Annotated in this window: 23 protein-coding genes; 15 read left to right on the top strand and 8 right to left on the bottom strand. The window is 47.8% G+C overall.

The annotated features are described in order from the left end of the window. The first annotated feature begins 4 nt into the window (after window positions 1-4). Window positions 5-1,576, top strand: coding sequence for an iron ABC transporter permease (locus tag ICE94_RS01730; RefSeq protein WP_255539049.1), 1,572 nt, complete (start codon window positions 5-7; stop codon window positions 1,574-1,576). Here ICE94_RS01730 and ICE94_RS01725 read toward each other — a convergent pair. Both ICE94_RS01725 and fdxA read right to left on the bottom strand, forming a co-directional pair. Next, window positions 1,573-2,622 carry an NAD(P)/FAD-dependent oxidoreductase gene (locus ICE94_RS01725; protein WP_216147966.1) on the bottom strand — a complete coding sequence of 350 codons (1,050 nt, stop codon included), beginning with the start codon at window positions 2,620-2,622 and terminating at the stop codon, window positions 1,573-1,575. The two genes, ICE94_RS01730 and ICE94_RS01725, sit on opposite strands and share 4 nt — an antisense overlap. A gap of 11 nt (window positions 2,623-2,633) precedes the next feature. Beyond that, a complete protein-coding gene (gene fdxA, locus ICE94_RS01720; protein WP_216147963.1) occupies window positions 2,634-2,957 on the bottom strand; it encodes a ferredoxin FdxA in 324 nt (107 codons plus the stop codon). Between the two features lie 217 nt (window positions 2,958-3,174). Here fdxA and ICE94_RS01715 point away from each other — a divergent pair, with 217 nt between their 5' ends. Then, a complete protein-coding gene (locus ICE94_RS01715) occupies window positions 3,175-4,146 on the top strand; it encodes a D-glycerate dehydrogenase (RefSeq protein ID WP_216147960.1) in 972 nt (323 codons plus the stop codon). 62 nt (window positions 4,147-4,208) lie between these two features. On the opposite strand, the gene ICE94_RS01710 is transcribed toward ICE94_RS01715, so the two are convergent. From ICE94_RS01710 to ICE94_RS01695, 4 genes are all read right to left on the bottom strand, one after another. Further along, complete coding sequence (locus ICE94_RS01710; RefSeq protein ID WP_216147957.1) at window positions 4,209-4,526, bottom strand: hypothetical protein; 318 nt, start codon at window positions 4,524-4,526, stop codon at window positions 4,209-4,211. Window positions 4,527-4,622: 96 nt separating this feature from the next. Then, entirely contained in the window at window positions 4,623-5,879 is a 1,257-nt protein-coding gene (gene glp / locus ICE94_RS01705) for a gephyrin-like molybdotransferase Glp (RefSeq protein WP_216147954.1), read from the bottom strand. Window positions 5,880-5,891: 12 nt separating this feature from the next. After that, window positions 5,892-7,007 (bottom strand): GTP 3',8-cyclase MoaA, encoded by a 1,116-nt coding sequence (gene moaA, locus ICE94_RS01700; RefSeq protein ID WP_216147950.1) that lies wholly within the window; start codon window positions 7,005-7,007, stop codon window positions 5,892-5,894. A gap of 15 nt (window positions 7,008-7,022) precedes the next feature. Next, window positions 7,023-9,539: an Rne/Rng family ribonuclease gene (locus tag ICE94_RS01695; RefSeq protein ID WP_216147947.1), complete on the bottom strand. Its 2,517-nt coding sequence runs from the start codon at window positions 9,537-9,539 to the stop codon at window positions 7,023-7,025. A 327-nt stretch (window positions 9,540-9,866) separates the two neighbouring features. Between ICE94_RS01695 and ICE94_RS01690 the strand changes: the two genes are divergently transcribed. The 4 genes from ICE94_RS01690 to ICE94_RS01675 all read left to right on the top strand — a co-directional run bounded on the left by ICE94_RS01690 (window position 9,867) and on the right by ICE94_RS01675 (window position 13,423). Then, on the top strand, window positions 9,867-10,799 hold the full coding sequence (locus tag ICE94_RS01690) for an RluA family pseudouridine synthase (RefSeq protein WP_216147944.1): 933 nt from the start codon (window positions 9,867-9,869) through the stop codon (window positions 10,797-10,799). 88 nt (window positions 10,800-10,887) lie between these two features. After that, on the top strand, window positions 10,888-11,775 hold the full coding sequence (locus ICE94_RS01685) for a fumarylacetoacetate hydrolase family protein (RefSeq protein ID WP_216147941.1): 888 nt from the start codon (window positions 10,888-10,890) through the stop codon (window positions 11,773-11,775). 2 nt (window positions 11,776-11,777) lie between these two features. Then, on the top strand, window positions 11,778-12,425 hold the full coding sequence (locus ICE94_RS01680) for an HAD family hydrolase (RefSeq protein ID WP_216147938.1): 648 nt from the start codon (window positions 11,778-11,780) through the stop codon (window positions 12,423-12,425). Between the two features lie 53 nt (window positions 12,426-12,478). Beyond that, on the top strand, window positions 12,479-13,423 hold the full coding sequence (locus ICE94_RS01675) for a S49 family peptidase (protein WP_216147935.1): 945 nt from the start codon (window positions 12,479-12,481) through the stop codon (window positions 13,421-13,423). Here ICE94_RS01675 and ICE94_RS01670 read toward each other — a convergent pair. Next, window positions 13,415-14,173 (bottom strand): SAM-dependent methyltransferase, encoded by a 759-nt coding sequence (locus tag ICE94_RS01670; RefSeq protein WP_216150831.1) that lies wholly within the window; start codon window positions 14,171-14,173, stop codon window positions 13,415-13,417. The two genes, ICE94_RS01675 and ICE94_RS01670, sit on opposite strands and share 9 nt — an antisense overlap. 2 nt (window positions 14,174-14,175) lie before the next feature. Beyond that, a complete protein-coding gene (locus ICE94_RS01665) occupies window positions 14,176-14,754 on the bottom strand; it encodes a nucleoside triphosphate pyrophosphatase (protein ID WP_216147931.1) in 579 nt (192 codons plus the stop codon). A 50-nt stretch (window positions 14,755-14,804) separates the two neighbouring features. Between ICE94_RS01665 and ICE94_RS01660 the strand changes: the two genes are divergently transcribed. The 9 genes from ICE94_RS01660 to ICE94_RS01620 all read left to right on the top strand — a co-directional run bounded on the left by ICE94_RS01660 (window position 14,805) and on the right by ICE94_RS01620 (window position 22,642). Next, entirely contained in the window at window positions 14,805-15,392 is a 588-nt protein-coding gene (locus tag ICE94_RS01660) for a DUF177 domain-containing protein (RefSeq protein ID WP_216147928.1), read from the top strand. A gap of 38 nt (window positions 15,393-15,430) precedes the next feature. Continuing rightward, window positions 15,431-15,610, top strand: a complete 180-nt coding sequence (gene rpmF / locus ICE94_RS01655; RefSeq protein WP_216147925.1) for a 50S ribosomal protein L32 — start codon at window positions 15,431-15,433, stop codon at window positions 15,608-15,610. Window positions 15,611-15,676: 66 nt separating this feature from the next. After that, a complete protein-coding gene (gene plsX / locus ICE94_RS01650; RefSeq protein WP_216147920.1) occupies window positions 15,677-16,714 on the top strand; it encodes a phosphate acyltransferase PlsX in 1,038 nt (345 codons plus the stop codon). Beyond that, window positions 16,711-17,700 carry a beta-ketoacyl-ACP synthase III gene (locus ICE94_RS01645; protein WP_216147917.1) on the top strand — a complete coding sequence of 330 codons (990 nt, stop codon included), beginning with the start codon at window positions 16,711-16,713 and terminating at the stop codon, window positions 17,698-17,700. The genes plsX and ICE94_RS01645 overlap by 4 nt, the downstream gene beginning before the upstream one ends. Window positions 17,701-17,766: 66 nt before the next feature. After that, a complete protein-coding gene (gene fabD / locus ICE94_RS01640; RefSeq protein ID WP_216147913.1) occupies window positions 17,767-18,705 on the top strand; it encodes an ACP S-malonyltransferase in 939 nt (312 codons plus the stop codon). A gap of 34 nt (window positions 18,706-18,739) precedes the next feature. Beyond that, window positions 18,740-19,480: a 3-oxoacyl-ACP reductase FabG gene (fabG, locus tag ICE94_RS01635; RefSeq protein WP_216147910.1), complete on the top strand. Its 741-nt coding sequence runs from the start codon at window positions 18,740-18,742 to the stop codon at window positions 19,478-19,480. A 60-nt stretch (window positions 19,481-19,540) separates the two neighbouring features. Continuing rightward, window positions 19,541-19,780, top strand: a complete 240-nt coding sequence (gene acpP / locus ICE94_RS01630) for an acyl carrier protein (protein ID WP_216147907.1) — start codon at window positions 19,541-19,543, stop codon at window positions 19,778-19,780. A 15-nt stretch (window positions 19,781-19,795) separates the two neighbouring features. Continuing rightward, on the top strand, window positions 19,796-21,031 hold the full coding sequence (gene fabF, locus ICE94_RS01625) for a beta-ketoacyl-ACP synthase II (RefSeq protein WP_370623789.1): 1,236 nt from the start codon (window positions 19,796-19,798) through the stop codon (window positions 21,029-21,031). A gap of 144 nt (window positions 21,032-21,175) precedes the next feature. After that, window positions 21,176-22,642, top strand: a complete 1,467-nt coding sequence (locus tag ICE94_RS01620; RefSeq protein ID WP_216147902.1) for a DegQ family serine endoprotease — start codon at window positions 21,176-21,178, stop codon at window positions 22,640-22,642. Window positions 22,643-22,742: the final 100 nt, after the last annotated feature.

The raw sequence follows: 22,742 nt of genomic DNA, 5'->3' as shown, positions 1-22,742 counted from the left end.
CATCTTGCAAGTTCGAATAACACCTATTTTGCTCTCCATTTTATTGGCCTTGCCAATTTTGGGGATTTTTGCCGCCTTACTGATGCCCTCTGAGCAAAGTGGTGGGGTTTTGGCGCATTTAGCCAGTACGGTCATGCCTGCTTATGCAGGAACGACTCTAGTGCTAGCCATCGGTGTAGCCTTAGGGGTTGCCAGTATGGGCATCATCACGGCTTGGTTGGTCTCCACCTGTGATTTTCCCGGTAAAAAAATCTATGAGTGGGCTTTGATTTTGCCTCTAGCTATGCCTACCTATGTCATGGCTTATGCCTACACGGACTTCTTTCAGTACTCAGGTCCGGTGCAAAGCCTGTTGAGAGACCTTTTGGGTGTTCAACAATTGCCATGGTTTCCTGAGCCTCGTTCATTATGGGGCGCCATTTGTGTGTTGAGCTTAGCGCTTTACCCTTACGTGTATCTCTTATGTAGAACGGCTTTTTTAGAACGTAGTCCGCGCATGCTCGATGCGGCACGTACTTTAGGCGCTGGACCTTGGCAGGCGTTTTGGCAAATTGCATTGCCCATGGCTAGACCTGCAACGATGGCCGGTGTGGCTTTAGCCTTGATGGAGGCTGTTGCTGATTATGGTGCGATGGTTTACTTTGGGGTGCAGACTATGACCACGGGTATATATCGTGCTTGGTTAAATATGGGAGATCGAACTGCAGCCGTGCAATTATCGGCCATGCTCCTTGGCGTCATTCTTCTGCTTTTAATTATGGAGCATGCGAGTCGCAAACAAATGCGCTTTGCATCCGGCTCACAACGCTTTCGTCAGATTCAACCTTGGCGTTTGCGAGGCCGTTTAGCTTTTTGGGCCAGCCTATCATGTGCCTTACCCTTGCTATTTGGTTTTGTATTGCCCGTCATCATCATGGCCTACCTGGCGATCACCAGTGGGCAGGCCTTGAGTGAGCGTTATGGCATTTGGTTAAGTAATACCTTGATCTTAGCCAGTATTACAGCCAGCGCAGGAGTTTTGATTGCTATCTGGCTAGCTTACAGTGCACGTATTGCGCGGGGCCGTTTGCAAGAGTGGATGAATCGTATGGTCAGTTTAGGTTATGCCGTGCCGGGTACTGTCTTAGCAGTGGGTGTGTTGATACTAGTCGGACTTTTTGATTTGAGTTGGCTGCTCTCTGGTAGCGTTGTCATTTTGATATATGCCTACCTTACTCGTTTCTTATCATCAGGCTTGCAGACTGTTGAGGCAGGCTTGAGCAAAATCACGCCCAATATGGATGCGAGTGCTAAAAGTTTGGGGGCAGGTCGTATCGAGCTTTTACAGCGAGTTCATTTGCCACTCTTAAGGCGTAGTCTTTTGACGGCGGGGCTCTTAATTTTTGTTGATGTCATGAAAGAGCTGCCGGCGACCTTGGTCTTAAGGCCGTTTAATTTTGACACGCTGGCTGTGATTACTTATCAATTGGCCGCTGATGAACGTTTAGCTGAAGCCGCTTGGCCTGCCTTGACGATTGTTTTAGCGGGTTTAATACCGGTGATTATTCTGTCGCGAGCCATGTCGCGCGATCGCTAGTGCGACCGATTTTTAACACCCAATAATTCTTGAAGTTTGGATGATGAGGTCGTATAGAGTAATTCTTGACGGCTTGGATTCAAGTGAGAGCCGATATCGTAGGCAGCCAAACTGGCTTCATGAAAACCGCAGACAATCAGTTTCTTTTTGCCAACATAAGTATTGATATCGCCCACGGCATAGATCCCAGGAATATCAGTGACAAAAGTTCCTGGATGAACAGGGATTAATTTTTGTTGCATGGCCAAACCCCAGTGAGCTATTGGGCCTAGTTGTGGAGATAGGCCTGTGCTTGCGATCAGATAGTCGCCAGGCAGCACGTATTCTTCGCCTTGGCTATCGAGGAGTTCAAAACCAGAGAGTCGACCCTCATTGCAGGTAAAGCCTCTGATTTGAGCCGTGATTCTCTGGACTTGGCCATGATGCACGAGGCTATCTAAATCAGATGGGTTGTAGCGTACGAGTTCTAATTCATCTCGGCGATAGATCCAAGTCACTGAGTGCTTGGTAGATAGTTCGCGGACCATTTCAAAGCAGTGATCATCAGCGCCATAGACGACGACCCTTGCACTCTCTGGGATTGAGCTCGGAGCTTCGAAATAAAAGACTTGTTTGCCTTCGTACTGCTCTAGACCAGGTAGCTTTAACTTCTTGGGTAAAAAAGCGCCAGTACCTGCTGCGATGATGATTTTCTGACAAATAAATTCATGAGCTTGAGATGTTTTCACATAAAAATGCGCTGCATCGATTTGTTCAAGTGCAGTCACTTGAGTCTTGTAATGGATGGATATATGAAAAGGTTCTAGCTGTTGGAGTAAGCGATCGCGCAGCTCGAGCCCGGAACACGCGGGTATACCGGGTAAATCATAGATGAGCTTATCGGGGTAGAGTTGTGCACATTGACCACCTGCCTTAGGCAGGCAATCGATGATTTGTGCTTTAACTTCTAGGAGGCCTAATTGAAAAGCTGCAAATAAACCGGCAGGGCCGGCACCGATAATCAGGGCTTGGCAATGGGTGGCATCGGAATAACGATTCTCAGCCATCTGCATAGCATTTAGCGTATCAGTTCTTGCGTCTTATTCTTGACGTCTTTCCACTGATCGGCATCAGGGAGGGGTTCTTTAGATTTAGTAATCGATGGCCACTTACCAGCGAGTTCGGCATTCATCTGAATATAAGCTTGTTGATCGCCAGGAACATCATCTTCAGCATAGATCGCATTGACTGGGCATTCGGGTACACAAACCGCGCAATCAATGCACTCATCTGGATCAATGACCAAAAAATTAGGGCCTTCACGAAAACAATCAACAGGGCATACATCAACACAGTCAGTGTATTTGCAGCGGATGCATGATTCAGTCACTACGTAGGTCATATAAATACAGTCGTATCGGTAAAAACCTTATTTTACCTGATGAAGTCTATCCAAGCCTCTCACGACCAAGCCTGAACTGGCGAAGTAGCCTGCATACCTCATTGACCCCAATGAAATACAATAGTTCGTCAATAGACCGCAGTAGCCGTAAAAAACATATTTTTTAGGGCTATTGAATAAGATCACTCATGAACAAAAAAATAACAGGAGACTGCTGATGAGTTCTAAGCCAAAAATTTTGGTAGCACGTGCCATTTTTCCAGACATCTTAGAGCGTTTAAAAGAGCATGCGGAAGTCGAGTCCAATCAATCTGACCGTATTTGGACTACTGATGATTTGAAGGCAGCCTTGGCTGATAAAGATGGTGCGATTGTCACAGGTGGTGAAAAGATAGATGCTCATACTTTAGGCAATGCCAAGCAACTCAAAATTGTTTCTAATATTGCAGTCGGCTACAACAACTTCGATATGGCCGCTCTCAAGGCTGCCAATATCATGGCTACAAACACCCCTGATGTATTGACAGATACCACAGCCGATTTGGGATTTGCTTTGATGATGGCTGCTGCACGTCGCGTGACGGAGTTAGAGCATTGGTTGCGCGGTGGAGATTGGAAGAAATTCTCGATTTATGATGCCCCCCTCGGTGTTGATATTCATCACAGCACGCTCGGCATTATGGGTATGGGACGTATTGGTCAAGCGATTGCTCGACGTGCCCGTGGTTTTGACATGAAAGTCCGTTACTACAATCGTTCCCGCCTGCCTGTAGATCAAGAGCAGGCGTGTGGTGCAGAGTATGTGGACCGCGAGACTTTGCTCAAAGAATCAGACCACATCATCTTGGTAATGCCCTATACGCCAGAAAATCATCATTTATTCGGTGAAAAAGAGTTGGCACTCATGAAGCCGACTGCCACTTTGGTCAATATTGCGCGCGGTGGCATTGTGGATGAGTTGGCTCTTGCTAAAGCTTTAGAGCAGGGTAAGATTTTCTCAGCGGGCTTAGATGTGTTTGAGGGTGAGCCGAGCGTCAGACCTGAGTTGCTAGCGCAAAAGAACATAGTCTTAGCACCTCATGTAGGCAGTGCTACAGAGAAAACCAGACGTGCCATGATTGAGTTAGCCATTAAAAACTGTATGGCTGGCTTACAGGGACAAACGCCCCCTAATTTGCTGAGTTCATAAGATCCATCAGAGCGCAGTTGAGCTTAAAGTCCCAAGAGATTAATAATTCCTAATCGGAGTTATTAATCTTGTTGGTGCTCTGACTTACTAAGGGGGACTTCAGTTTCTCGGATGGCCACTTCAATGCCACCAAATTTATCGGCTACCCAGTTATAAACTTTGCAGGCGATCCAAAGCAAACCAAAACCAATTAAGGCGTTAAGAACGAGTGCAGAGATGACTGTGAAACCCGGTAACTCCCCGTCGCGCACAAAAGCCACAAATAAAGCTAAAAGCACAATCGGCACTGAAAAGCTCAGATAGACCAAAACTAAGGTTTTGGCAGTATGTAAAGGATCGACGTAAATGATCTCTTTTTTAGGGCGGGTCGTATGGGGCATAAATTCGTTAGCTAAATACCGGCTAGGCGTGATTGTCGCATTTTATCTGAATTTGTGAAGCAATGTTGCAATGCAATATATATTTCTTATATTGAATTAGATCAGCCCGTTAAAAAGTTGCACGGGGACCGTGTCGCCCACATTCAGAGACTCTTGTTCATGATCAAGGACAATCAGGCAATTGGCAGCGACCATAGAACTTAACATACCTGAGCCTTGTGAGCCCGTCGTGCGAACTTCCAGTTGACCATTGGCTAAACGCTGACAGATTCCTCTTTGATATTCTGTACGACCCGCACGTTTACGAATAGGTTCTGCCAGAACAGCATTGACCAGTAGAGGTTCCAAGCTTTGGCCACCCCCTAAGAGATGTAAAGCTTCTTGTACGAACTGATAAAAAGTCACCATCACTGCCACAGGGTTTCCTGGTAAACCAAACAGTAAAGCCTCGTCTTCGGCAGCTTTTAAATGACCAAACGCCATCGGTCGACCCGGTCGCATAGCGACTTTCCAAAAATCAATGGACCCGAATTCTTGCATGATTTGTTTGGTATAGTCTGCTTGCCCGACCGATACGCCCCCTGAAGTGATGATGACATCGCAGGTTTTGAGTGCTTTATGAAAGACCTCGCGTAATTCCTTGGGATCGTCACGCACAATACCAAAGTCATGGGTTTGAACACCCAGGCGGGTGAGCATACCCATGAGGGTATAACGATTGCTGTCATAGGCTGAGCCACTATCGAGAGTTTCACCCAAAGAGCGTAGTTCAGAGCCTGTAGAAAAAAAGCCTACAGATACTTTTTGATAGACCGATACTTGAGCAATTCCCAAACCTGCTAATAAACCAAGATGTGCTGGGCTCAGCATTTGACCTTGGGCGAGCGCCAATTGTCCGGTAGATAGTTCTTCACCACGCAAGCGCACGTTATCACCGGGTCGCACAAGATCGCATTGAAAGCGAATGAACTGATTATCGACTTTAACCAGTTCCTGGGGAATGACAGTGTCGCAACCATCTGGTAGGGGGGCGCCTGTCATGATTCGTGCACAGGTGCCGCTGGCTATGACGCATTTTTCAGTATGACCTGCAAAAATCGTATGTGCAACTTCTAGACTGATGGTCTCATGACCGGATAGGACGCTACCATTAAAGGCGTAACCATCCATCGCAGAATTATTGGCCGAGGGGATGTCAATCGGTGAGAGGATATCCTCTGCAAGAATTCGCCCGAGGCTAGTTTCTAAAGCAATCATTTCACGAGTGCGTTGACGACCGAGTGGCTCACATACTGCACGAATTAAATCGCGCACTTTGTCAACGGGTAGATCTTCAGAAGAAGGATGAGCCATGAGGATAATTCTTCAACCACCAATATAGGACATTTCTACTTTGGGCTTATTAGCTAACTCTGGTGAGCCGCGCAATTCAGAGTAGCGATCTGAACGGGTAGACCAAATTTGCGCAATCGCATTACTAATTTCCAGATCTGTTTTACCCGAGCGCAATAATGCGCGCAGGTCATAACCTTCTGTCGCAAACAAACACAAATACATCTTACCTTCGGTGGATAGGCGCGCGCGCGAACAGTCTTTACAGAAAGCTTGTGTCACACTGGAAATCACGCCGACTTCACCGCTGCCATCTAAGTAGCGCCAGCGTTCGGCGACCTCACCGGGGTAATTAGGATCAATATTCGTGAGTGGAAATTCAGCATGGATACGTTCAATAACTGCAGCTGAAGGCATGACCTCGGCCATATTCCAGCCATTCGATGCCCCTACATCCATGAACTCAATAAAGCGCAGGATGATGCCGCTATTTTTAAAGTAACGTGCCATCGGAATAATTTCTTGGTCGTTCGTCCCTTTCTTAACGACCATATTCACTTTAATATTTTTAAAGCCCGCCTCTTGTGCAGCCCGAATACCATCGAGTACATCTTCAACTGGATAGTCGACATCATTCATGGCCTTAAAAGTGGCATCGTCCATTGAGTCTAGGCTGACCGTTAAACGTGATAAACCTGCATTGAATAAGCTCTGTGCTTTTTTGCGTAAGAGACTACCATTCGTCGTCAGTGTTAAATCGATCGGTGCCCCTGAGACAGTTTTGAGCGGAGCTAACATTTCGATCAAGCGCTCAAGATTTTTACGTAGTAGGGGTTCGCCTCCGGTTAAACGAATTTTCTCGACACCATGAGCGATGTAAATCTTGGCCAAGCGAACAATTTCTTCAAAAGATAATAATTCTTGATGCGCTAAATAAGGATAGTTTTTGTCAAAGATTTCCTTGGGCATGCAATAGGTGCAACGAAAGTTGCAACGGTCTGTGACAGAAATTCTGAGGTCATGAAGGCGGCGAGCGCGTGTATCTGTCAATAGACCAGTCGCTTCCTGAAGTTGATCAGGAATGACTGGGGTATGACTGCCGATTTTGCGTTGGCGTTCGTCAATGAGGGGAATGACTTTTTCAGACATGCCCCCATTGTAGAGCTAACTCTGTTTTTGGATGGTTTGCTCTTTACCGCCGGTTTCCACCAAAACCATAGGGCCATTCGGCAGCTCTGGGGCAGGTTTAGGTTCGCGTGGCGGGTGCTGAACCACGGGTTCAGATTCAATCTGTGAACGAACTTCAGCTAATTTGGCTTGATCGGTATTGACCCAAACCATGCCTGCTGACGCAATTACGCCTTGTAGGTCAGATTCCTTGAGAGCCTGGAACTCGACTTTAGGTAATTCAGCGGGGGCAGGGGCAATAGCCGCTGGCGCTGGCTCAGCAGGTGCTGAGCTAGTCAGGGGTGCAGCAACTGCTTCTGCAGGGACTACAGCTTCTAGGGTGAAGCTACTCGTAGCGGCAGTCGTGTTGGCAACAATCGCTGCGGCTTCATTAGAAGTCTCTACTGGATTCTCTACAGAGTTATCGGTGCGCTCACGGCGGTTGCGACCACGGCGGTTACGACCGCGACGACGCTCTTCTCCCCCCTCTGCTTGAGGTGCGGCATGTGTTAAAGCGTCCTGAGCTTCTGCAAGGCCAGTATCTGCATTCTCAGTCTTCGCATTGGCTTGAGCTTGAGCTGCGTTTTGGCGTTGACGTTCTTTACGAGCGGCATTACGTTCTGCATTACGTTCACGTTGCTCTTGTTTTTGTTCTTCGGTACGAACTGGTCTATCAGCACGTGGCTGCTGACCTTCACGTTGACCGTCTTTTTGATGATCGCGACCACCACGCTTGTTGCGCTCACGATGACGGCCTCGACCCTGGCGCTCATTTTTGGGTTCTTCTTTAGGCGCTGGGCTAGAAGAAAATAATTTCTTAATGAAACCTAAGAAGCCACCACTAGAAGAGCTAGCAGAGCTGGTTTTGCGCTCAGGGCGTGGTGAAGACATCGGCGCTGGTTGGCTCGGTGTCACCCCTTTCACCGCAGCTTCTTGGCGGGGGCGATTTTCTGCTTCACGACGATTGAGGATCGTATCGGACTCGAGCTCTTTGCTCGCATCTTCTGCCATGACATAGCTAGCTTTCGGATCATCGAGACGAGGGTCATCGTGTCTTAAACGCTCGAGCTTGTAATGGGGTGTTTCTAAGTGCTTATTAGGCAATAAGAGAATATTGACCTTAAAGCGATTTTCAATCTTGATCACTTCATTGCGTTTTTCATTGAGCAAGAAGGCAGCCACATCCACAGGGACCTGGCAATGGATCGCAGCGGTGTTGTCTTTCATCGCCTCTTCCTGAATGATGCGCAAGACTTGCAAGGCTGAAGATTCAGTATCACGGATGTGACCAGTGCCATTACAGCGTGGACAGGTCACATTGCTGCTCTCTGAGAGTGCAGGGCGTAAACGTTGACGAGACAGTTCTAAAAGACCAAAGCGAGAAATCTTACCCATCTGAACACGGGCGCGATCATGGCGTAGGGCATCTTTTAAGCGTTGCTCGACTTCTTTTTGATTCTTAGCTGACTCCATATCGATGAAGTCGATCACAATCAAGCCACCGAGATCGCGCAAACGCATCTGGCGAGCGACTTCATCAGCAGCTTCTAAATTGGTGCGTGTGGCAGTTTCTTCAATATCTGAGCCACGAATAGCGCGCGCTGAGTTGACATCAACTGATACTAAAGCTTCGGTATGGTCGATGACGATAGCGCCACCCGATGGTAATGAGACGGTACGAGAGTAGGCAGTCTCAATTTGATGCTCGATTTGGAAACGAGAAAACAGAGGAACGTCATCAGAATAACGTTTTACGCGTGTCACGTTATCAGGCATCACCACTGACATGAAGGAGTGGGCCTGCTCGTAAATCTCATCGGTATCGATGAGGATTTCACCAATATCAGGCTGGAAGTAGTCACGAATGGCACGAATGACTAAGCTGGACTCCAGATAAATCAGGAGTGGGGCGTTATTACCTTTGGCAGCCTCATCAATGGCTTTCCAGAGTTGCATGAGGTAGTTCAAGTCCCACTGTAATTCTTCAGCGCTACGACCGATACCTGCGGTGCGGGCAATAATACTCATGCCATCGGGTACAGTCAGTTGAGCCATCGCTTCGCGTAATTCATTGCGGTCTTCGCCCTCAATGCGGCGTGATACACCACCGCCACGTGGATTGTTGGGCATGAGAACCAAATAACGACCTGCTAGAGAGATAAAACTCGTGAGCGCAGCACCCTTATTGCCACGTTCTTCTTTCTCCACTTGAACGATGATCTCTTGACCTTCTTGCAAAGCATCTTTGATGCCGGCATTGCGGACATCCACACCTTCTTTAAAGTAGGCGCGGGATACTTCTTTGAATGGCAAAAAGCCATGACGTTCTTCGCCATAATTGACAAAGCAGGCTTCTAATGAAGGTTCGATGCGGGTGATAACACCCTTGTAGATATTGCCCTTACGCTGTTCGCGACCGGCAGTTTCAATATCAATATCGATGAGTTTTTGGCCATCGACAATCGCTACGCGCAATTCCTCTTGTTGCGTTGCGTTAAATAACATGCGTTTCATAAATACTCTCCGTTGTGTGGCGGCAGCCATCGCAAAGGCGAAACGGAAATAGACGGTAAGAGTTAGAACTCTCCCTAGTGACTACTTATATGCACTCGCTGACTCCAATCAGCGCTTGCTTAAATTCTTATGTTTCGCGGTTGCGGCACTATGCCGACCTCAATTTTTTTCAATCTGCGTCTCGTTGCTTCAGGGGAGAGGCTTACCCTGGAAATATCTTTCGGCTATTTCGGACCGAGCTTGGCACTTTAGGTTCTCAAATGGCATCATCGAAGTCGCGATGTCAAAATTTGATGTTGTGCAGCAAGATAGAGCATTATATGCCATATGGACTCGAATTCGGTATCCCAACACATTGTTTTATTTGAAGAAGCCGGTCAAAGGCTGGACAATTTCCTCTTTCGCATTGCCAAAGGGGTGCCCAAAACCCATATATATAGGGTAATTCGCTCTGGCGAGGTCCGGGTGAACAAAAAAAGGGCGGATGCCTCCCAAAAACTGGTCGAAGGCGATGTTTTGCGGATTCCGCCCATGCGGGTGGCTGAGTCAACCCAGGCGCAAAGTAGCTATTTATCCCGAAAAATCAGTGAAGATATTCAAATATTGCATGAGGATGAGCACCTGATCGTCGTCAATAAGCCATCTGGGGTGGCTGTTCACGGAGGCTCAGGGGTTTCCTTGGGGGTGATTGAGGCCATGCGTGCCCAACGACCTCAGGCTAAATTTCTGGAGTTGGTTCACCGTTTAGACCGTGACACCTCAGGTTTACTGCTCTTGGCAAAAAAGCGCAGTGCCTTAGTGCATTTACATGAGCAAATTCGCTTGGGGGCGGTCGATAAGCGTTATTGGGCGGTGGTGCATGGTGAGTTTTCGCCAGATAGTCGCGCAAAATCCATCAAATTTCCGCTCTTGAAGTTCAATTTACCCAATGGCGAACGTCGGGTGAGGGTGTCTGCTGAGGGGCAAGCCAGTCACACGATCGTTAAATCTTTACGAACAGATGAGCAGAAATCTTGGACCCTAGTTGAAGCTCAGTTAAAGACCGGTAGAACTCATCAAATACGTGTGCACTTGCAGCATAGTGGTCATCCGATTTTGGGCGATGATAAATACGGGGATGTTGCATTAGATAAGATCTTAAGGCCTAAGCGACTGATGTTGCACGCGCATCGTATTGTTTTTCTGCACCCGGCGCGTGAGGAAAAAATGATGTTTATCGCCAAAGCCCCAGCAGAGTTTTCCGGCTATAGCGTCGAGTAATCCATGAATTTAGCTATGATGTCTTAATAAAAATGCCTGCCATAAGAAAATCAATACAAAGAAATAACAATACAGCTGAGGAGATGCTATGAAGATTGCTTGCTTTCAATACCAAGATCAAATTTCCATTGGCCAAGTGAGCGCCAATGGACAAGAGATGACCCCCTTTATTCTGTCTGCTGATCAACAAGCACTCGTTGCTACGCAAGGGGTGCAATTGATTGTGGAGCTTCAATCTCAAGGTTTGCCATTGCCGGCACAAGCCAAGCCTATCGCGATGAAAGATATTTGTTTGCTAGCGCCGATTCCTAGACCGCGCCGTAACGTCTTTTGTGTGGGTAAAAATTACTTAGATCACGTCAAAGAAGTACAAGCCAGTAAGTTGGGGGAGGCGCAAGGTGCCATGGCGAATTTACCCAAGCATCCAGTTGTTTTCAGTAAGGTACCTGAGAGTGTGATCGGGCCACAAGCCGGCATACAGAATCATGGGGGTGTCACACAAGAGTTAGATTATGAAGCTGAGTTAGCGATTGTGATTGGACGTCAAGGGCGCGCTATTCAAGCCAGTGATGCGCTCGACTACGTGTGGGGCTACACCATTATTAATGATATTAGTGCGCGAGATCTACAGGCTAAGCATGTGCAGTTTCATATTGGGAAAAGCTTAGATACAGCATGTCCTATGGGACCCTATTTAGTCTCTAAAGATGAGCTCAATGCTCAAAAAACTCAAGTCAAATGTTGGGTCAATGATGAGTTGCGTCAGGATGCGAGTACTGAATTGATGATCTTTGATATCCCCACCATCATTGCCAATTTGTCAGCGGGCATGACGCTCTATCCCGGTGATGTGATTGCTACCGGAACTCCGAGCGGAGTCGGTGTAGGCTTTAAGCCACCTCGTTTTCTGAAAAAAGGCGACCGTATCAAGATTGAAATTGATGGGGTGGGTGTTTTAGAAAACCCAGTCGTCTGATCATGAAATACGAACTGATAGTTTGGGATTGGGATGGAACTCTGATGGATTCCACCCCCACGATCGTGCGTTGTATTCAAGATGCATGCCGCGATCTCGCTTTACCTGTGCCGGATGACTCGCTCGCGAGTCATGTCATTGGTCTGGGCGTACAAGACGCCATGCGTGTAGCTGTACCCACCATTACTTTTGAGCAACATCCCCGTTTGGTAGATCGTTTTCGTTTCCATTATTTGAGTAAAGATCACGAGTTAAGTTTGTTTCATGGTGCACGAGAATTACTTCATACCCTCAAAGATCGGGGTCACATGCAAGCAGTGGCAACGGGCAAGAGTCGTAAAGGCCTGAATCGTTCTTTGGGCTTTCATCAACTAGAAACCCTATTTGCGAGTACTCGAACCGCTGATGAAACTTTCCCCAAACCTCATCCAGCTATGTTGATTGAACTATCGGAGGCTTTGATGGTGCCGATGGAAAAGATGTTGATGATTGGGGATACCACACATGATTTATTGATGGCCAAGAATGCGGGAGTCGATGCAGTCGCTGTGACCTATGGGGCGCACCCCAAACATACTTTATTAAAAGAAGACCCCATCTTTATTGCTCACGATGTGGCTGAGTTGCAGTCGTGGTTATTGGCGCAATAGCAGAGCTCTAAAAAATCAAGCACAATTTGGCTATCTCAAGGAAACGCGTCACTATGTCAGATCAAGAACAGCAAAAAGTGTGGGAGCGCCAAGCGCTCGAACATCTATTACTCGAAAACCTGAAGGAGCAGCGGCGTGCGCGTCGCTGGCGCACTGCTGTCAGAGCGATGACGTTGGTCGTTTTTGTCGGTTTGGCCACTCAATTGTTTGATATCGATTGGGGTGGACAGAGTAAAGTCGGGCGCCATACTGCCTTAGTAGATTTACAAGGAGAGATTGCGCCAGATTCCAAAGCGAGTGCAGATAATATTGTGGCTTCATTGAAGTCTGCTTTTGAAAACCCTCACTCCGTGGGCGTGGTTTTGCGCGTCAATAGTCCCGGTGGGTCACCGGTACAGGCGGGCATTATTCATGACGAAATCAAACGCTTGCGCGAAAAATATCCTAATAAACCGATGCATGTTGTCGTCGAAGAGATTTGCGCATCAGGTGGATATTATGTGGCAGTAGCCGGTGAGCAGATTTATGTGGATAAAGCTAGCTTGGTGGGATCAATTGGTGTGGTGATGAGTGGCTTTGGTGTGAAAGGTTTGATGGATAAATTAGGAGTCGAAAGACGCCTCATCACCGCAGGCAAAAATAAGGCGCTTCTGGACCCATTCAGTAAAGAAGACGCTCAACAAAAACAATTCGTTCAAGAAATGCTCAATGAGGTTCACCAGCAATTTATTGATGTGGTGAAAAAAGGTCGCGGTGAGCGTCTTAAAGATCGCCCAGAAATATTCTCAGGTCTGGTTTGGAATGGCGCGCGCAGTATTGAGCTAGGTCTAGTCGATGCGATTGGTAATGTAGATTCAGTGGCGCGCGATGTCATCAAGGCTCCTGAGGTCGTCGATTACACCCTCAAAGAAAATCTAGCGGAGCGCTTTGCAAAACGTTTCGGTGCTGCCTTGGGTGATGGTGTCGCGCGCGTGCTACTACACAGCCAATTACGCTAATAATAAAAAGATGGCTGGACGTTGGTTGAGGTTTTGTAAAGCAGAGACATCGTGCTTCATGAACTTTTGCCACTGAGCGCGCGTTTGAGTGATGATCTTTTGGCTGGGTAGTGTTAAATCACAGGCTAAGCACAGGCGAGTCGAATCACTCGTAGCTGCTATCAAACTATCTAGCATGGCGCTATTGCGATAGGGTGTTTCAATCCAAATTTGCGTCTGTTTACTTTTGCGTGAGTGACTCTCTAGTGCTTTAATCGCCTGCGTGCGCTCATCTGCCGCAGTCGGTAAATAGCCATGAAAGCTAAATGATTGACCATTGAAGCCGCTCGCCATCAAAGCCAACAGAATGGAGCTAGGGCCTACTAGCGGATGAACTGTAATCTTGAGTTCATGGGCAGCTGCAACAATCTCAGCGCCAGGATCAGCAATGGCAGGCAAACCTGCTTCGGACATTAAGCCAAGGGCATGACCATCTAAACAGGGTTTTAGTAAATCCCGTGCTTGCAGGCTGTCGCGATTTTTATGGGAGCCACGCCACTCTTGCATGTGGAGTTGCTGTAATGGATTTTGCAAAGGGCTGTGTTGATCAATCGCTTTTAAGAGGGCGCGACTGGTTTTTGCATTTTCAACAATCCAATATTGGATCTGTGCCGCAATGTGTATCACTTCAGCAGGTATGACCCCTAAGATTTGTTCCTCACGTGCTTCAGAGCCTAAGGTATTGGGTATGAGATAAAGTCCTGGAGCCAGTTTCATTGCAGGGGTAGCGGAAAGCCGGATTGTTTGAGTAACTGCAGTGTTGTGATCAGGGGGAGTCCAACAAGGGCGGTGGGATCATCGCTACGAATGTACTCTAATAAGCTAATCCCGAGTCCTTCGGACTTAGCGCTACCTGCACAGTCATAAGGCTCTTCAGCGCGAAGATAACTCTCAATCGTGGCGTCACTTAAGTTTTTGAAGAGGACCTCAGTGATCACGTTACGAACTTCACAAAAGTGAGGTGCTATCACGCATACGGCTGTATGAAACTTCACTACTTGACCACGCATTGATTGAAGTTGCGCGACTGCACGTTCGTGGTTGCCGGGTTTGCCTAAGAGTTGACCTTGGCAATCAACCACTTGGTCAGAACCAATCACCCAGGCCTGTGGATGCATGTTGGCAATGGCTTGGGCTTTCGCTTGAGCTAGACGTATGGCCAGTGCACTAGGCGTTTCATGAGCGAGAGGGCTTTCATCGGTGTGAGGTGCAAGGCACTGAAAAGGAATTCTTAAGCGCTCTAGTAGTGCGCGTCGATATACCGAAGTAGAAGCCAGAATCAAAGTACTCATAAGATGACCCACATTATGCCTTGGGGGGAGACTATCAATACAATACCCTCATGATGAAACCAAAAAGCTTGTTATTGCAAAATGCACGGGATCTTGAATCGATCGATTTGCTGTCTGGCGCTAGCTATGTGGGCCAGGGTGAGTTGGGCCTTGAGCATTTCCCTAGGATTCAAGCTGAAATTGATACAAGCTCCAGCTTATTGCCTAGTACCTTGGTTTGGGAGTGCCATACCTGGTATGAAGAGGTGTTGGGGGGTACCCCCAAGCACTTTTTGCACTTGAGATTAACTCTAGAAATCCCTTTGACCTGCCAAGCATGTCTCAAGCCTTATGCGCAAGTCATTGAATCTGATAGAGATTATTTATTTTTCCAGACCGAAGAAGAGGCTGAGACATGGGATTTTGAGGCAGACCATGAGTCGGAGGATGCTTTGGTAGCGACAGAGGCTTTTAATTTGCTTGAGTTGATCGAAGATGAGGTGCTTTTAGCTTTACCTTTAGCCCCGCGTCACCCAGCCCATGGCTGTCTGGCAGAGGACCTCAAGACCGCCAGTGCGCGCTTAAAGGGACAGGTTGAGGATATTGTGATCGAGAAGCCTAATCCATTTGCGATCCTAAAAAATCTGAAAAAACAATGAGATTGTGCTAGAATCTCGAATTCTCTAAGGAGTTAATCATGGCAGTACAACAGAATAAAAAATCACCGTCCAAGCGCGGCATGCACCGTGCCCACGACTTTTTGACAGCCCCAGCGTTGGCCGTTGAGTCGACCACGGGTGAAGCTCATTTGCGTCACCACATCAGCCCTAACGGCTATTACCGTGGCCGCAAAGTCGTTAAAACGAAGAACGACTAAGTCTCTTTCGGAGATTCGAGAAAGCGGCTTTTGCCGCTTTTTTCATAAAGAACCTATCAATATCGCATGAGCGTCACGCTAGCTGTTGATGCAATGGGGGGTGACCACGGTCTCGTGGTGACGGTGCCAGCAAGTCTTGACTTGCTAGGAATGATTCCCGATTTACAGATTCGTCTTGTTGGTGATGCCGACAAGATTTCCCACGCCCTCAATAAAGCAGATCCAGCACTGATGAAGCGCATCACGATTGTGCATGCCTCTGAAGTGGTCACGATGGATGATCCGATTGAGGTGGCTTTGCGCAAGAAAAAAGATTCATCGATGCGCGTCATGGCAGAGCAGGTCAAAGAAGGTTTGGCGCAAGGTGGCGTTTCAGCCGGTAACACGGGCGCCTTGATGGCGATATCTCGTTATATTTTAAAAACCCTAGAGGGTATTGATCGTCCTGCGATTGCGGCACGGATGCCGAATCAAAAAGGCGGTGCCACAACAGTCTTGGATTTGGGTGCTAACTCTGATTGTGAAGCAGTCCACCTCTTACAGTTTGCGCAGATGGCTGATGTCATGGCGCGAGCCGTTGATGGTAATCCTAACCCGGTGATTGGTTTATTGAATATCGGCGAAGAGGTGATTAAGGGCAATGAGGTTGTCAAACAAGCCTCTGAGTTGCTGCGCGCAAGTCAGCTGAACTTCTATGGCAACGTCGAAGGTAATGACATCTTCAAAGGTACCAGTGACATTGTTGTTTGTGATGGTTTTGTTGGGAATGTGGCTTTGAAGACTTCAGAAGGTCTGGCGAGTATGATTTCTAATATGATCAAAGAAGAATTCTCACGCAGCCCACTCACTAAGCTGATGGCGCTCTTGGCTTTGCCGGTCCTCAAACGTTTCAAAAAGCGTGTTGATCATCGTCGCTATAACGGCGCTGTATTGTTAGGCTTAAAAGGCTTGATTCTCAAAAGTCACGGCTCTGCCGATCGTTTAGCGTTTCGGATGGCGCTGTTGCGTGCCTATGAGGGCGCGCGTGGACAGATGGTGCAAAAAATTGCTGATGCTTTTGCTCAGCAACAAATCAATCAAGAACCTCCTACTGCAACATCATGAGTTCTCGTTTCGCAAAAATTACAGGTACCGGTAGTTACTTGCCAGCCCAGCGAGTCACTAATCATGATTTGGCAGAGCGCTTGGCCAAAGATGGTATTGAAACCAGCGACGAATGGATTTTTTCACGCAGCGGTATTTCTGCCAGACATTTTGCGAGTGAGCAAGAGTTAACCAGTGATTTGGCAGTGGCAGCCGCGCAAAAAGCACTCGAGGCAGCCCACCTCTCACCGGATCAAATTGACCTCTTAATTTTGGCCACCTCGACACCCGATAATCTCGGAGGTTTTCCGAGTACTGCTTGTGTGGTCCAGCAAAAATTAGGCATGGCCCATGGCGCGGCGGCTTTTGATGTGCAAGCGGTATGTTCAGGTTTTGCCTACTCTCTGAGCGTTGCTGATGCTTTCATTCGTAGTGGTGCACATCGCCGTATTCTCGTGATTGGGGCTGAGACTTTTTCCAGAATTCTGAATTTCCAAGATCGCACGACTTGTGTTTTGTTTGGCGACGGTGCAGGTGCAGTTGTTTTGGAGGCGAGTGATGAGCCCGGTATCTTGGCCACTGCGATGCATGCAGATGGTAGTTATAAAGATATCTTATGTGTGCCGGGTCGCTCTGAGAACGGTGCTTTGCAAGGCTCACCTTATTTAGTGATGGATGGACAAGCGGTGTTTAAATTAGCCGTGAAAGTGCTTGAACAGGTCGCGCAAGAAGTGTTGGAAAAAGCACAGCTTTCAGCCAGTGATATTGATTGGTTGATTCCTCATCAAGCCAATATTCGCATCATGGAAGGTACCGCTAAAAAGTTAGGGATTGCCCGCGAAAATGTGGTGGTCACAGTTCATGAGCATGGCAATACGTCAGCGGCATCGATTCCTTTGGCATTGGATACTGCGGTGCGCGCTGGTCAAATTCAGCGTGGTCAACATTTATTGATGGAAGGTGTGGGTGGTGGATTTACTTGGGCAGCTGCTTTAGTACGTTATTAATCAAGTCGTAAGTTATTCATAGAACAATCTAGTCATCACATATCAAGAATAAATATAGAGGTCATTATGAAGTTTGCATTCGTATTTCCAGGACAAGGTTCACAAGCGGTGGGGATGCTCAATGCTTGGGGTGATCATCCTGCGGTACGTGAAACTTTGGCCGAGGCATCTAGTGCTTTGGGTGAAGATATTGCCCAATTAATTGCTGAAGGACCGGCCGAAGCTTTGGCGCTAACAACCAATACACAGCCTGTGATGTTGACTGCGGGGGTGGCTTGTTATCGCGCTTGGTTAGCGGAGGGCGGTACCCAGCCTGTCATGATGGCGGGTCATAGTTTAGGTGAATATAGCGCTCTCGTTGCCGCTGGCGTGATCGACTTTAAAGATGCGGTTCCCATGGTGCGTTTTCGGGCACAAGCGATGCAGAATGCGGTGCCGGTAGGTACAGGTGGTATGGCGGCTATTTTGGGTATGGACGATGATGCTGTGCGTCAGGTGTGTGCTCAAGCCAGCCATGATAGTGGTGAGATTGTTGAGGCGGTGAACTTTAATGCGCCAGCTCAAGTCGTGATTGCCGGGAGCAAAGCCGCTGTGGAAAAAGCCTGTGAATTAGCCAAAGTGGCAGGGGCTAAACGTGCTTTACCTCTGCCTGTGTCGGCTCCTTTTCATTCATCGCTACTCAAGCCTGCGTCTGATCAATTGAGAACCTATTTGGCAGATAAACCTTTTGCTACACCACAAATTGATGTGATCAATAACGTTGATGTGCAAGTCGTGCGTGATCCACAAGCGATTAAAGACGCTCTAGTACGTCAGGCGGCGGCTCCTGTGCGTTGGGTCGAGTGTGTTCAAGCGATGGCTCAAGCCGGGGTGACTCATGTGATTGAGTGTGGTCCGGGTAAGGTTCTCAATGGCATGACTAAACGTATTGATGCGAACCTGAATGGCTTTGCAATTTATGATCCAGCCACTTTGGCCGAAGTCTTACAGGTCACAAAAAATTAATATTGATTGAGTATACGGACAGCGGAGAGAATTCATGAGTACATTGAAGGGGCAGATTGCATTAGTGACGGGTGCCTCACGTGGTATTGGGCGCGCGATTGCCATGGCTTTAGCTGAGCAGGGCGCCTGTGTAATTGGTACTGCTACATCAGAGTCTGGTGCGCAAGCGATTGATGCGGCACTCAAACCACTCGGAGGTGCGGGTTGCGTGTTAAATGTGAATCAAGCGGATGCCTGTGAGGCACTGATTGAGACTATTGTTAAGGAGCGCGGCGCACTCAATATTTTGGTGAATAACGCGGGTATTACTCAAGATAATCTAGCGATGCGTATGAAAGATGAAGAGTGGTCAGCCGTCATTGATACCAATTTGAGTGCTGTTTTTCGCTTATCGCGCGCAGTCTTGCGCCCGATGATGAAGGCTAAGGGTGGTCGTATTATTAACATCACTTCGGTCGTCGGTAGTAGTGGTAATCCGGGACAGGCTAACTATGCCGCTGCTAAAGCAGGCGTAGCTGGTATGACGCGTGCTTTGGCGCGAGAAATCGGTAGCCGCAATATCACCGTCAATTGCGTAGCCCCTGGTTTTATCGACACCGACATGACAAAAGCGCTGTCTGAAGAGCAGCAAAATGCACTAAAAGTGAACATTCCCTTACAACGTCTTGGAACCCCTGAAGATATCGCTCATGCCGTAACTTTCTTGGCTTCCCCGGGAGCAGGGTATATCACGGGCACCACCTTACATGTCAATGGTGGTTTGTATTTGAATTAATTGGTCTTAGAAACTGATAAAATCTGATTTACTTTTTTACAACAACCCCTGGAGGGATACATGGATAACATCGAACAACGCGTTAAGAAAATTGTTGCTGAGCAATTGGGCAAGTCAGAAGACGAAATCAAAAATGAGTCTTCATTTGTAAACGATCTCGGCGCAGACTCTCTTGACACAGTTGAGTTGGTGATGGCATTGGAAGATGAGTTCGGCATTGAAATTCCTGATGAGGAAGCTGAAAAGATCACAACAGTGCAATTAGCGATTGATTTCGCAAAGTCCAAAGCACAAGGTTAAACCCCGGTGAGCCAGATCAAAGGTCAACGCCGTGTCGTTGTGACCGGTTTGGGATTGGTGTCACCTGTTGGTAATTCGGTGGGTGATGCTTGGCAAAACTTGTTGGCGGGCCGCAGTGGTATTGCGACCGTCACTAAGTTTGACCACAGTAATTTGCCTGTGCATTTTGCCGGTGAGGTCAAGAACTTCAATGTTGAAGACTATGTGCCAGCCAAAGAGGCACGCCATATGGATACTTTTATCCATTATGGGATTGCTGCAGGTACTCAAGCCTTTCGTGATTCTGGTATAACCGTGACAGATGCCAATGCTGAACGCATTGGTGTTTTAGTGGGTTCTGGCATCGGTGGTTTACCGATGATTGAAGAAACCCATACCGAATACACCAATCGTGGTGCGCGGAGGATTTCTCCATTCTTTGTGCCTGGTTCGATCATCAATATGATCTCAGGACATTTGAGCATTCTCTTTAATTTCAAGGGCCCGAACGTCGCTGCTGTGACTGCATGTACGACGGGCTTGCATAGTATTGGCTTAGCCGCACGCTTGATTCAGTATGGTGATGCGGATGTCATGATTGCAGGGGGTGCAGAGTCAACCGTTTCACCTTTAGGTATTGGTGGTTTTGCTGCGGCAAGAGCTTTATCAACTCGCAATGATGACCCCGCCACTGCCTCTCGTCCTTGGGACAAAGACCGTGATGGTTTTGTTCTCGGTGAAGGCGCTGGGGTGATGGTTTTGGAAGAATATGAACATGCCAAAGCACGTGGTGCGAAGATCTACGCCGAACTCGCTGGCTTTGGTATGAGTGGTGATGCTTATCACATGACAGCGCCGAATATGGATGGTCCGCGCCGTTGCATGGTTAATGCGCTCAAAGATGCGGGTGTTAATCCTGATCAGGTGAACTATGTGAACGCACATGGTACCTCGACGCCTTTGGGTGATAAGAATGAAACGGAAGCCATTAAGGCGGCTTTGGGGGAGGCAGCCAAGAAAGTGGTTGTGAACTCGACGAAGTCCATGACCGGCCACCTTTTAGGTGGTGCGGGTGGTTTGGAGTCAGTCTTCACGGTTTTAGCTTTACATCATCAAAAATCGCCACCCACGATCAATATCTTTAATCAAGATCCTGAGTGTGATTTGGATTACTGTGCCAACACAGCACGTGATCTAAAAATTGATATTGCTGTCAAAAACAACTTCGGCTTTGGTGGTACGAACGGTACATTGGTCTTTAAGAAGATCTGATGTTGACCAATCTGATTCTATAAAGCCTCCTCGGAGGCTTTATTTATTGGGCGAATGCTAAAAAATGCCCATACTTTGAGCTTGGGCATGCCAGAGATGGGGCTTTCAGCGAAAAACTCGCAAATACTCTAAAGTAAGCAAATCATGAAAAATATATTGAAAAATTCTTGTTTCATCCTGGCTGCGAGCGTTTGCTTGGTTGCGCCCATAGCCGCGCAAAATACAACGGCGCCTAATGCAGTCGCAGCGCCGCGCGCTTGGCCAGATTTTGCTGATCTGGTTGATCGTGCTAGCCCGGCTGTGGTCAATATCCGCACCACGGAAAAAGTATCTGCGCGCCAAGCTAATCCTGGTTTTCCAGGGATGGATGAAGAGCAGGCAGAATTTTTCAGACGCTTTTTTGGTATTCCCATTCCAAGCCCTAGACAACAACCTAATCAACCGCGACGTAATGCCCCTCAAGAAGAACAAAATCGTGGGGTTGGCTCAGGTTTCATTATTGAGAGCAATGGTTTTATTTTGACCAATGCCCACGTGGTTGAAGGTGCGGATACGATTTACGTCACTTTGACAGATAAACGCGAATTCAAAGCCAAATTGATTGGCGCTGATAAGCGTACTGACGTTGCCCTAGTGAAGATTGATGCAGTGGGTTTACCCAAGCTGACGATTGGAGATTCAGGCAAATTAAGAGTGGGGGAGTGGGTCTTGGCGATTGGTTCTCCATTCGGCCTTGAAAACTCTGTCACGGCCGGTATTGTCTCGGCCAAGAGTCGTGATACGGGTGATTATTTACCATTTATTCAAACGGATGTGGCCGTGAACCCTGGTAACTCAGGCGGCCCGCTCTTGAATACACGCGGTGAGGTGATAGGTATTAATTCACAGATCTTTTCAAGATCGGGTGGTTACATGGGCATTTCTTTTGCCATTCCGATTGATGAGGCGATGCGTATCAGTAGTCAATTGCGCTCCAATGGCCGTGTGACCCGTGGTCGTATTGGTGTGGCGATTGCCGAAGTAAATAAAGACTTGGCTGAAAGTTTAGGTCTTGGTAAACCCCGCGGAGCTTATGTTCGTAACGTCGAAGCGGGTGCGCCTGCTGAAAAGGCTGGGGTTGAGCCTGGTGATGTGATTCTCGCCTTTAATGATCGCCCGATTGAAAAGTCATCTGATTTACCGCGCATTGTGGGGGAAACCAAACCGGGTACACGTTCTACGGTGACCGTATGGCGCAAGGGCGCTCAACGTGATCTGAGTGTTACTGTGGCGGATGTTGAGCCTGCTGAAAAAGTGGCTAGCAAAAAATCGGACCCTGACGAGGGTAAGGCCGTGAATGCTTTAGGTGTCACTGTCGCAGAAGTATCTGCAGAGCGTCGCAAAGAACTGGGCATTAAACAAGGTGTTGAAATTACTGTCTCTGGCGATGGTGCCTTGGCAAGAGCTGGCGCACGTAATGGAGATGTGATCGTGCGCGTGGGGGATGCCGACATTACGAGTGTTCGCCAGTTTGAAGAGTTGGCACGTAATTTCCCCAAAAACCGAGCCGTTGCAGTCTTTGTTAGACGCGCTAACAGTACCCTAGTCTTACCGGTTCGCTTGGGCAATTAAGCAAAATAATCAAATAGATAGCTGGTATAGATTCCATTGGGAAGCTAGCTTTTTTCCCAAGCTAGCCTAACTAGCCCCTCTTTTCAATGAGGGGCTTGTG

It is taken from the genome of Polynucleobacter sp. MWH-Loch1C5, from assembly GCF_018881775.1.
Classification (GTDB): Bacteria; Pseudomonadota; Gammaproteobacteria; order Burkholderiales; family Burkholderiaceae; genus Polynucleobacter.
This window is presented reverse-complemented; position numbering and strand designations above follow the sequence as displayed.

Excerpts from the sequence above, each read along its gene's own strand:
- plsX (WP_216147920.1), top strand. The coding sequence starts at position 15,677 with ATGAGCGTCACGCTAGCTGTTGATGCAATGGGGGGTGACCACGGTCTC.
- ICE94_RS01710 (WP_216147957.1), bottom strand. The coding sequence starts at position 4,526 with ATGCCCCATACGACCCGCCCTAAAAAAGAGATCATTTACGTCGATCCT.
- ICE94_RS01690 (WP_216147944.1), top strand. The coding sequence starts at position 9,867 with ATGGACTCGAATTCGGTATCCCAACACATTGTTTTATTTGAAGAAGCC.
- ICE94_RS01660 (WP_216147928.1), top strand. The coding sequence starts at position 14,805 with ATGATGAAACCAAAAAGCTTGTTATTGCAAAATGCACGGGATCTTGAA.
- ICE94_RS01715 (WP_216147960.1), top strand. The coding sequence starts at position 3,175 with ATGAGTTCTAAGCCAAAAATTTTGGTAGCACGTGCCATTTTTCCAGAC.
- fabG (WP_216147910.1), top strand. The coding sequence starts at position 18,740 with ATGAGTACATTGAAGGGGCAGATTGCATTAGTGACGGGTGCCTCACGT.
- ICE94_RS01675 (WP_216147935.1), top strand. The coding sequence starts at position 12,479 with ATGTCAGATCAAGAACAGCAAAAAGTGTGGGAGCGCCAAGCGCTCGAA.
- ICE94_RS01680 (WP_216147938.1), top strand. The coding sequence starts at position 11,778 with ATGAAATACGAACTGATAGTTTGGGATTGGGATGGAACTCTGATGGAT.
- ICE94_RS01695 (WP_216147947.1), bottom strand. The coding sequence starts at position 9,539 with ATGAAACGCATGTTATTTAACGCAACGCAACAAGAGGAATTGCGCGTA.
- ICE94_RS01685 (WP_216147941.1), top strand. The coding sequence starts at position 10,888 with ATGAAGATTGCTTGCTTTCAATACCAAGATCAAATTTCCATTGGCCAA.
- acpP (WP_216147907.1), top strand. The coding sequence starts at position 19,541 with ATGGATAACATCGAACAACGCGTTAAGAAAATTGTTGCTGAGCAATTG.
- rpmF (WP_216147925.1), top strand. The coding sequence starts at position 15,431 with ATGGCAGTACAACAGAATAAAAAATCACCGTCCAAGCGCGGCATGCAC.
- fdxA (WP_216147963.1), bottom strand. The coding sequence starts at position 2,957 with ATGACCTACGTAGTGACTGAATCATGCATCCGCTGCAAATACACTGAC.
- ICE94_RS01620 (WP_216147902.1), top strand. The coding sequence starts at position 21,176 with ATGAAAAATATATTGAAAAATTCTTGTTTCATCCTGGCTGCGAGCGTT.
- fabD (WP_216147913.1), top strand. The coding sequence starts at position 17,767 with ATGAAGTTTGCATTCGTATTTCCAGGACAAGGTTCACAAGCGGTGGGG.
- moaA (WP_216147950.1), bottom strand. The coding sequence starts at position 7,007 with ATGTCTGAAAAAGTCATTCCCCTCATTGACGAACGCCAACGCAAAATC.
- glp (WP_216147954.1), bottom strand. The coding sequence starts at position 5,879 with ATGGCTCATCCTTCTTCTGAAGATCTACCCGTTGACAAAGTGCGCGAT.
- ICE94_RS01645 (WP_216147917.1), top strand. The coding sequence starts at position 16,711 with ATGAGTTCTCGTTTCGCAAAAATTACAGGTACCGGTAGTTACTTGCCA.
- ICE94_RS01725 (WP_216147966.1), bottom strand. The coding sequence starts at position 2,622 with ATGGCTGAGAATCGTTATTCCGATGCCACCCATTGCCAAGCCCTGATT.
- ICE94_RS01665 (WP_216147931.1), bottom strand. The coding sequence starts at position 14,754 with ATGAGTACTTTGATTCTGGCTTCTACTTCGGTATATCGACGCGCACTA.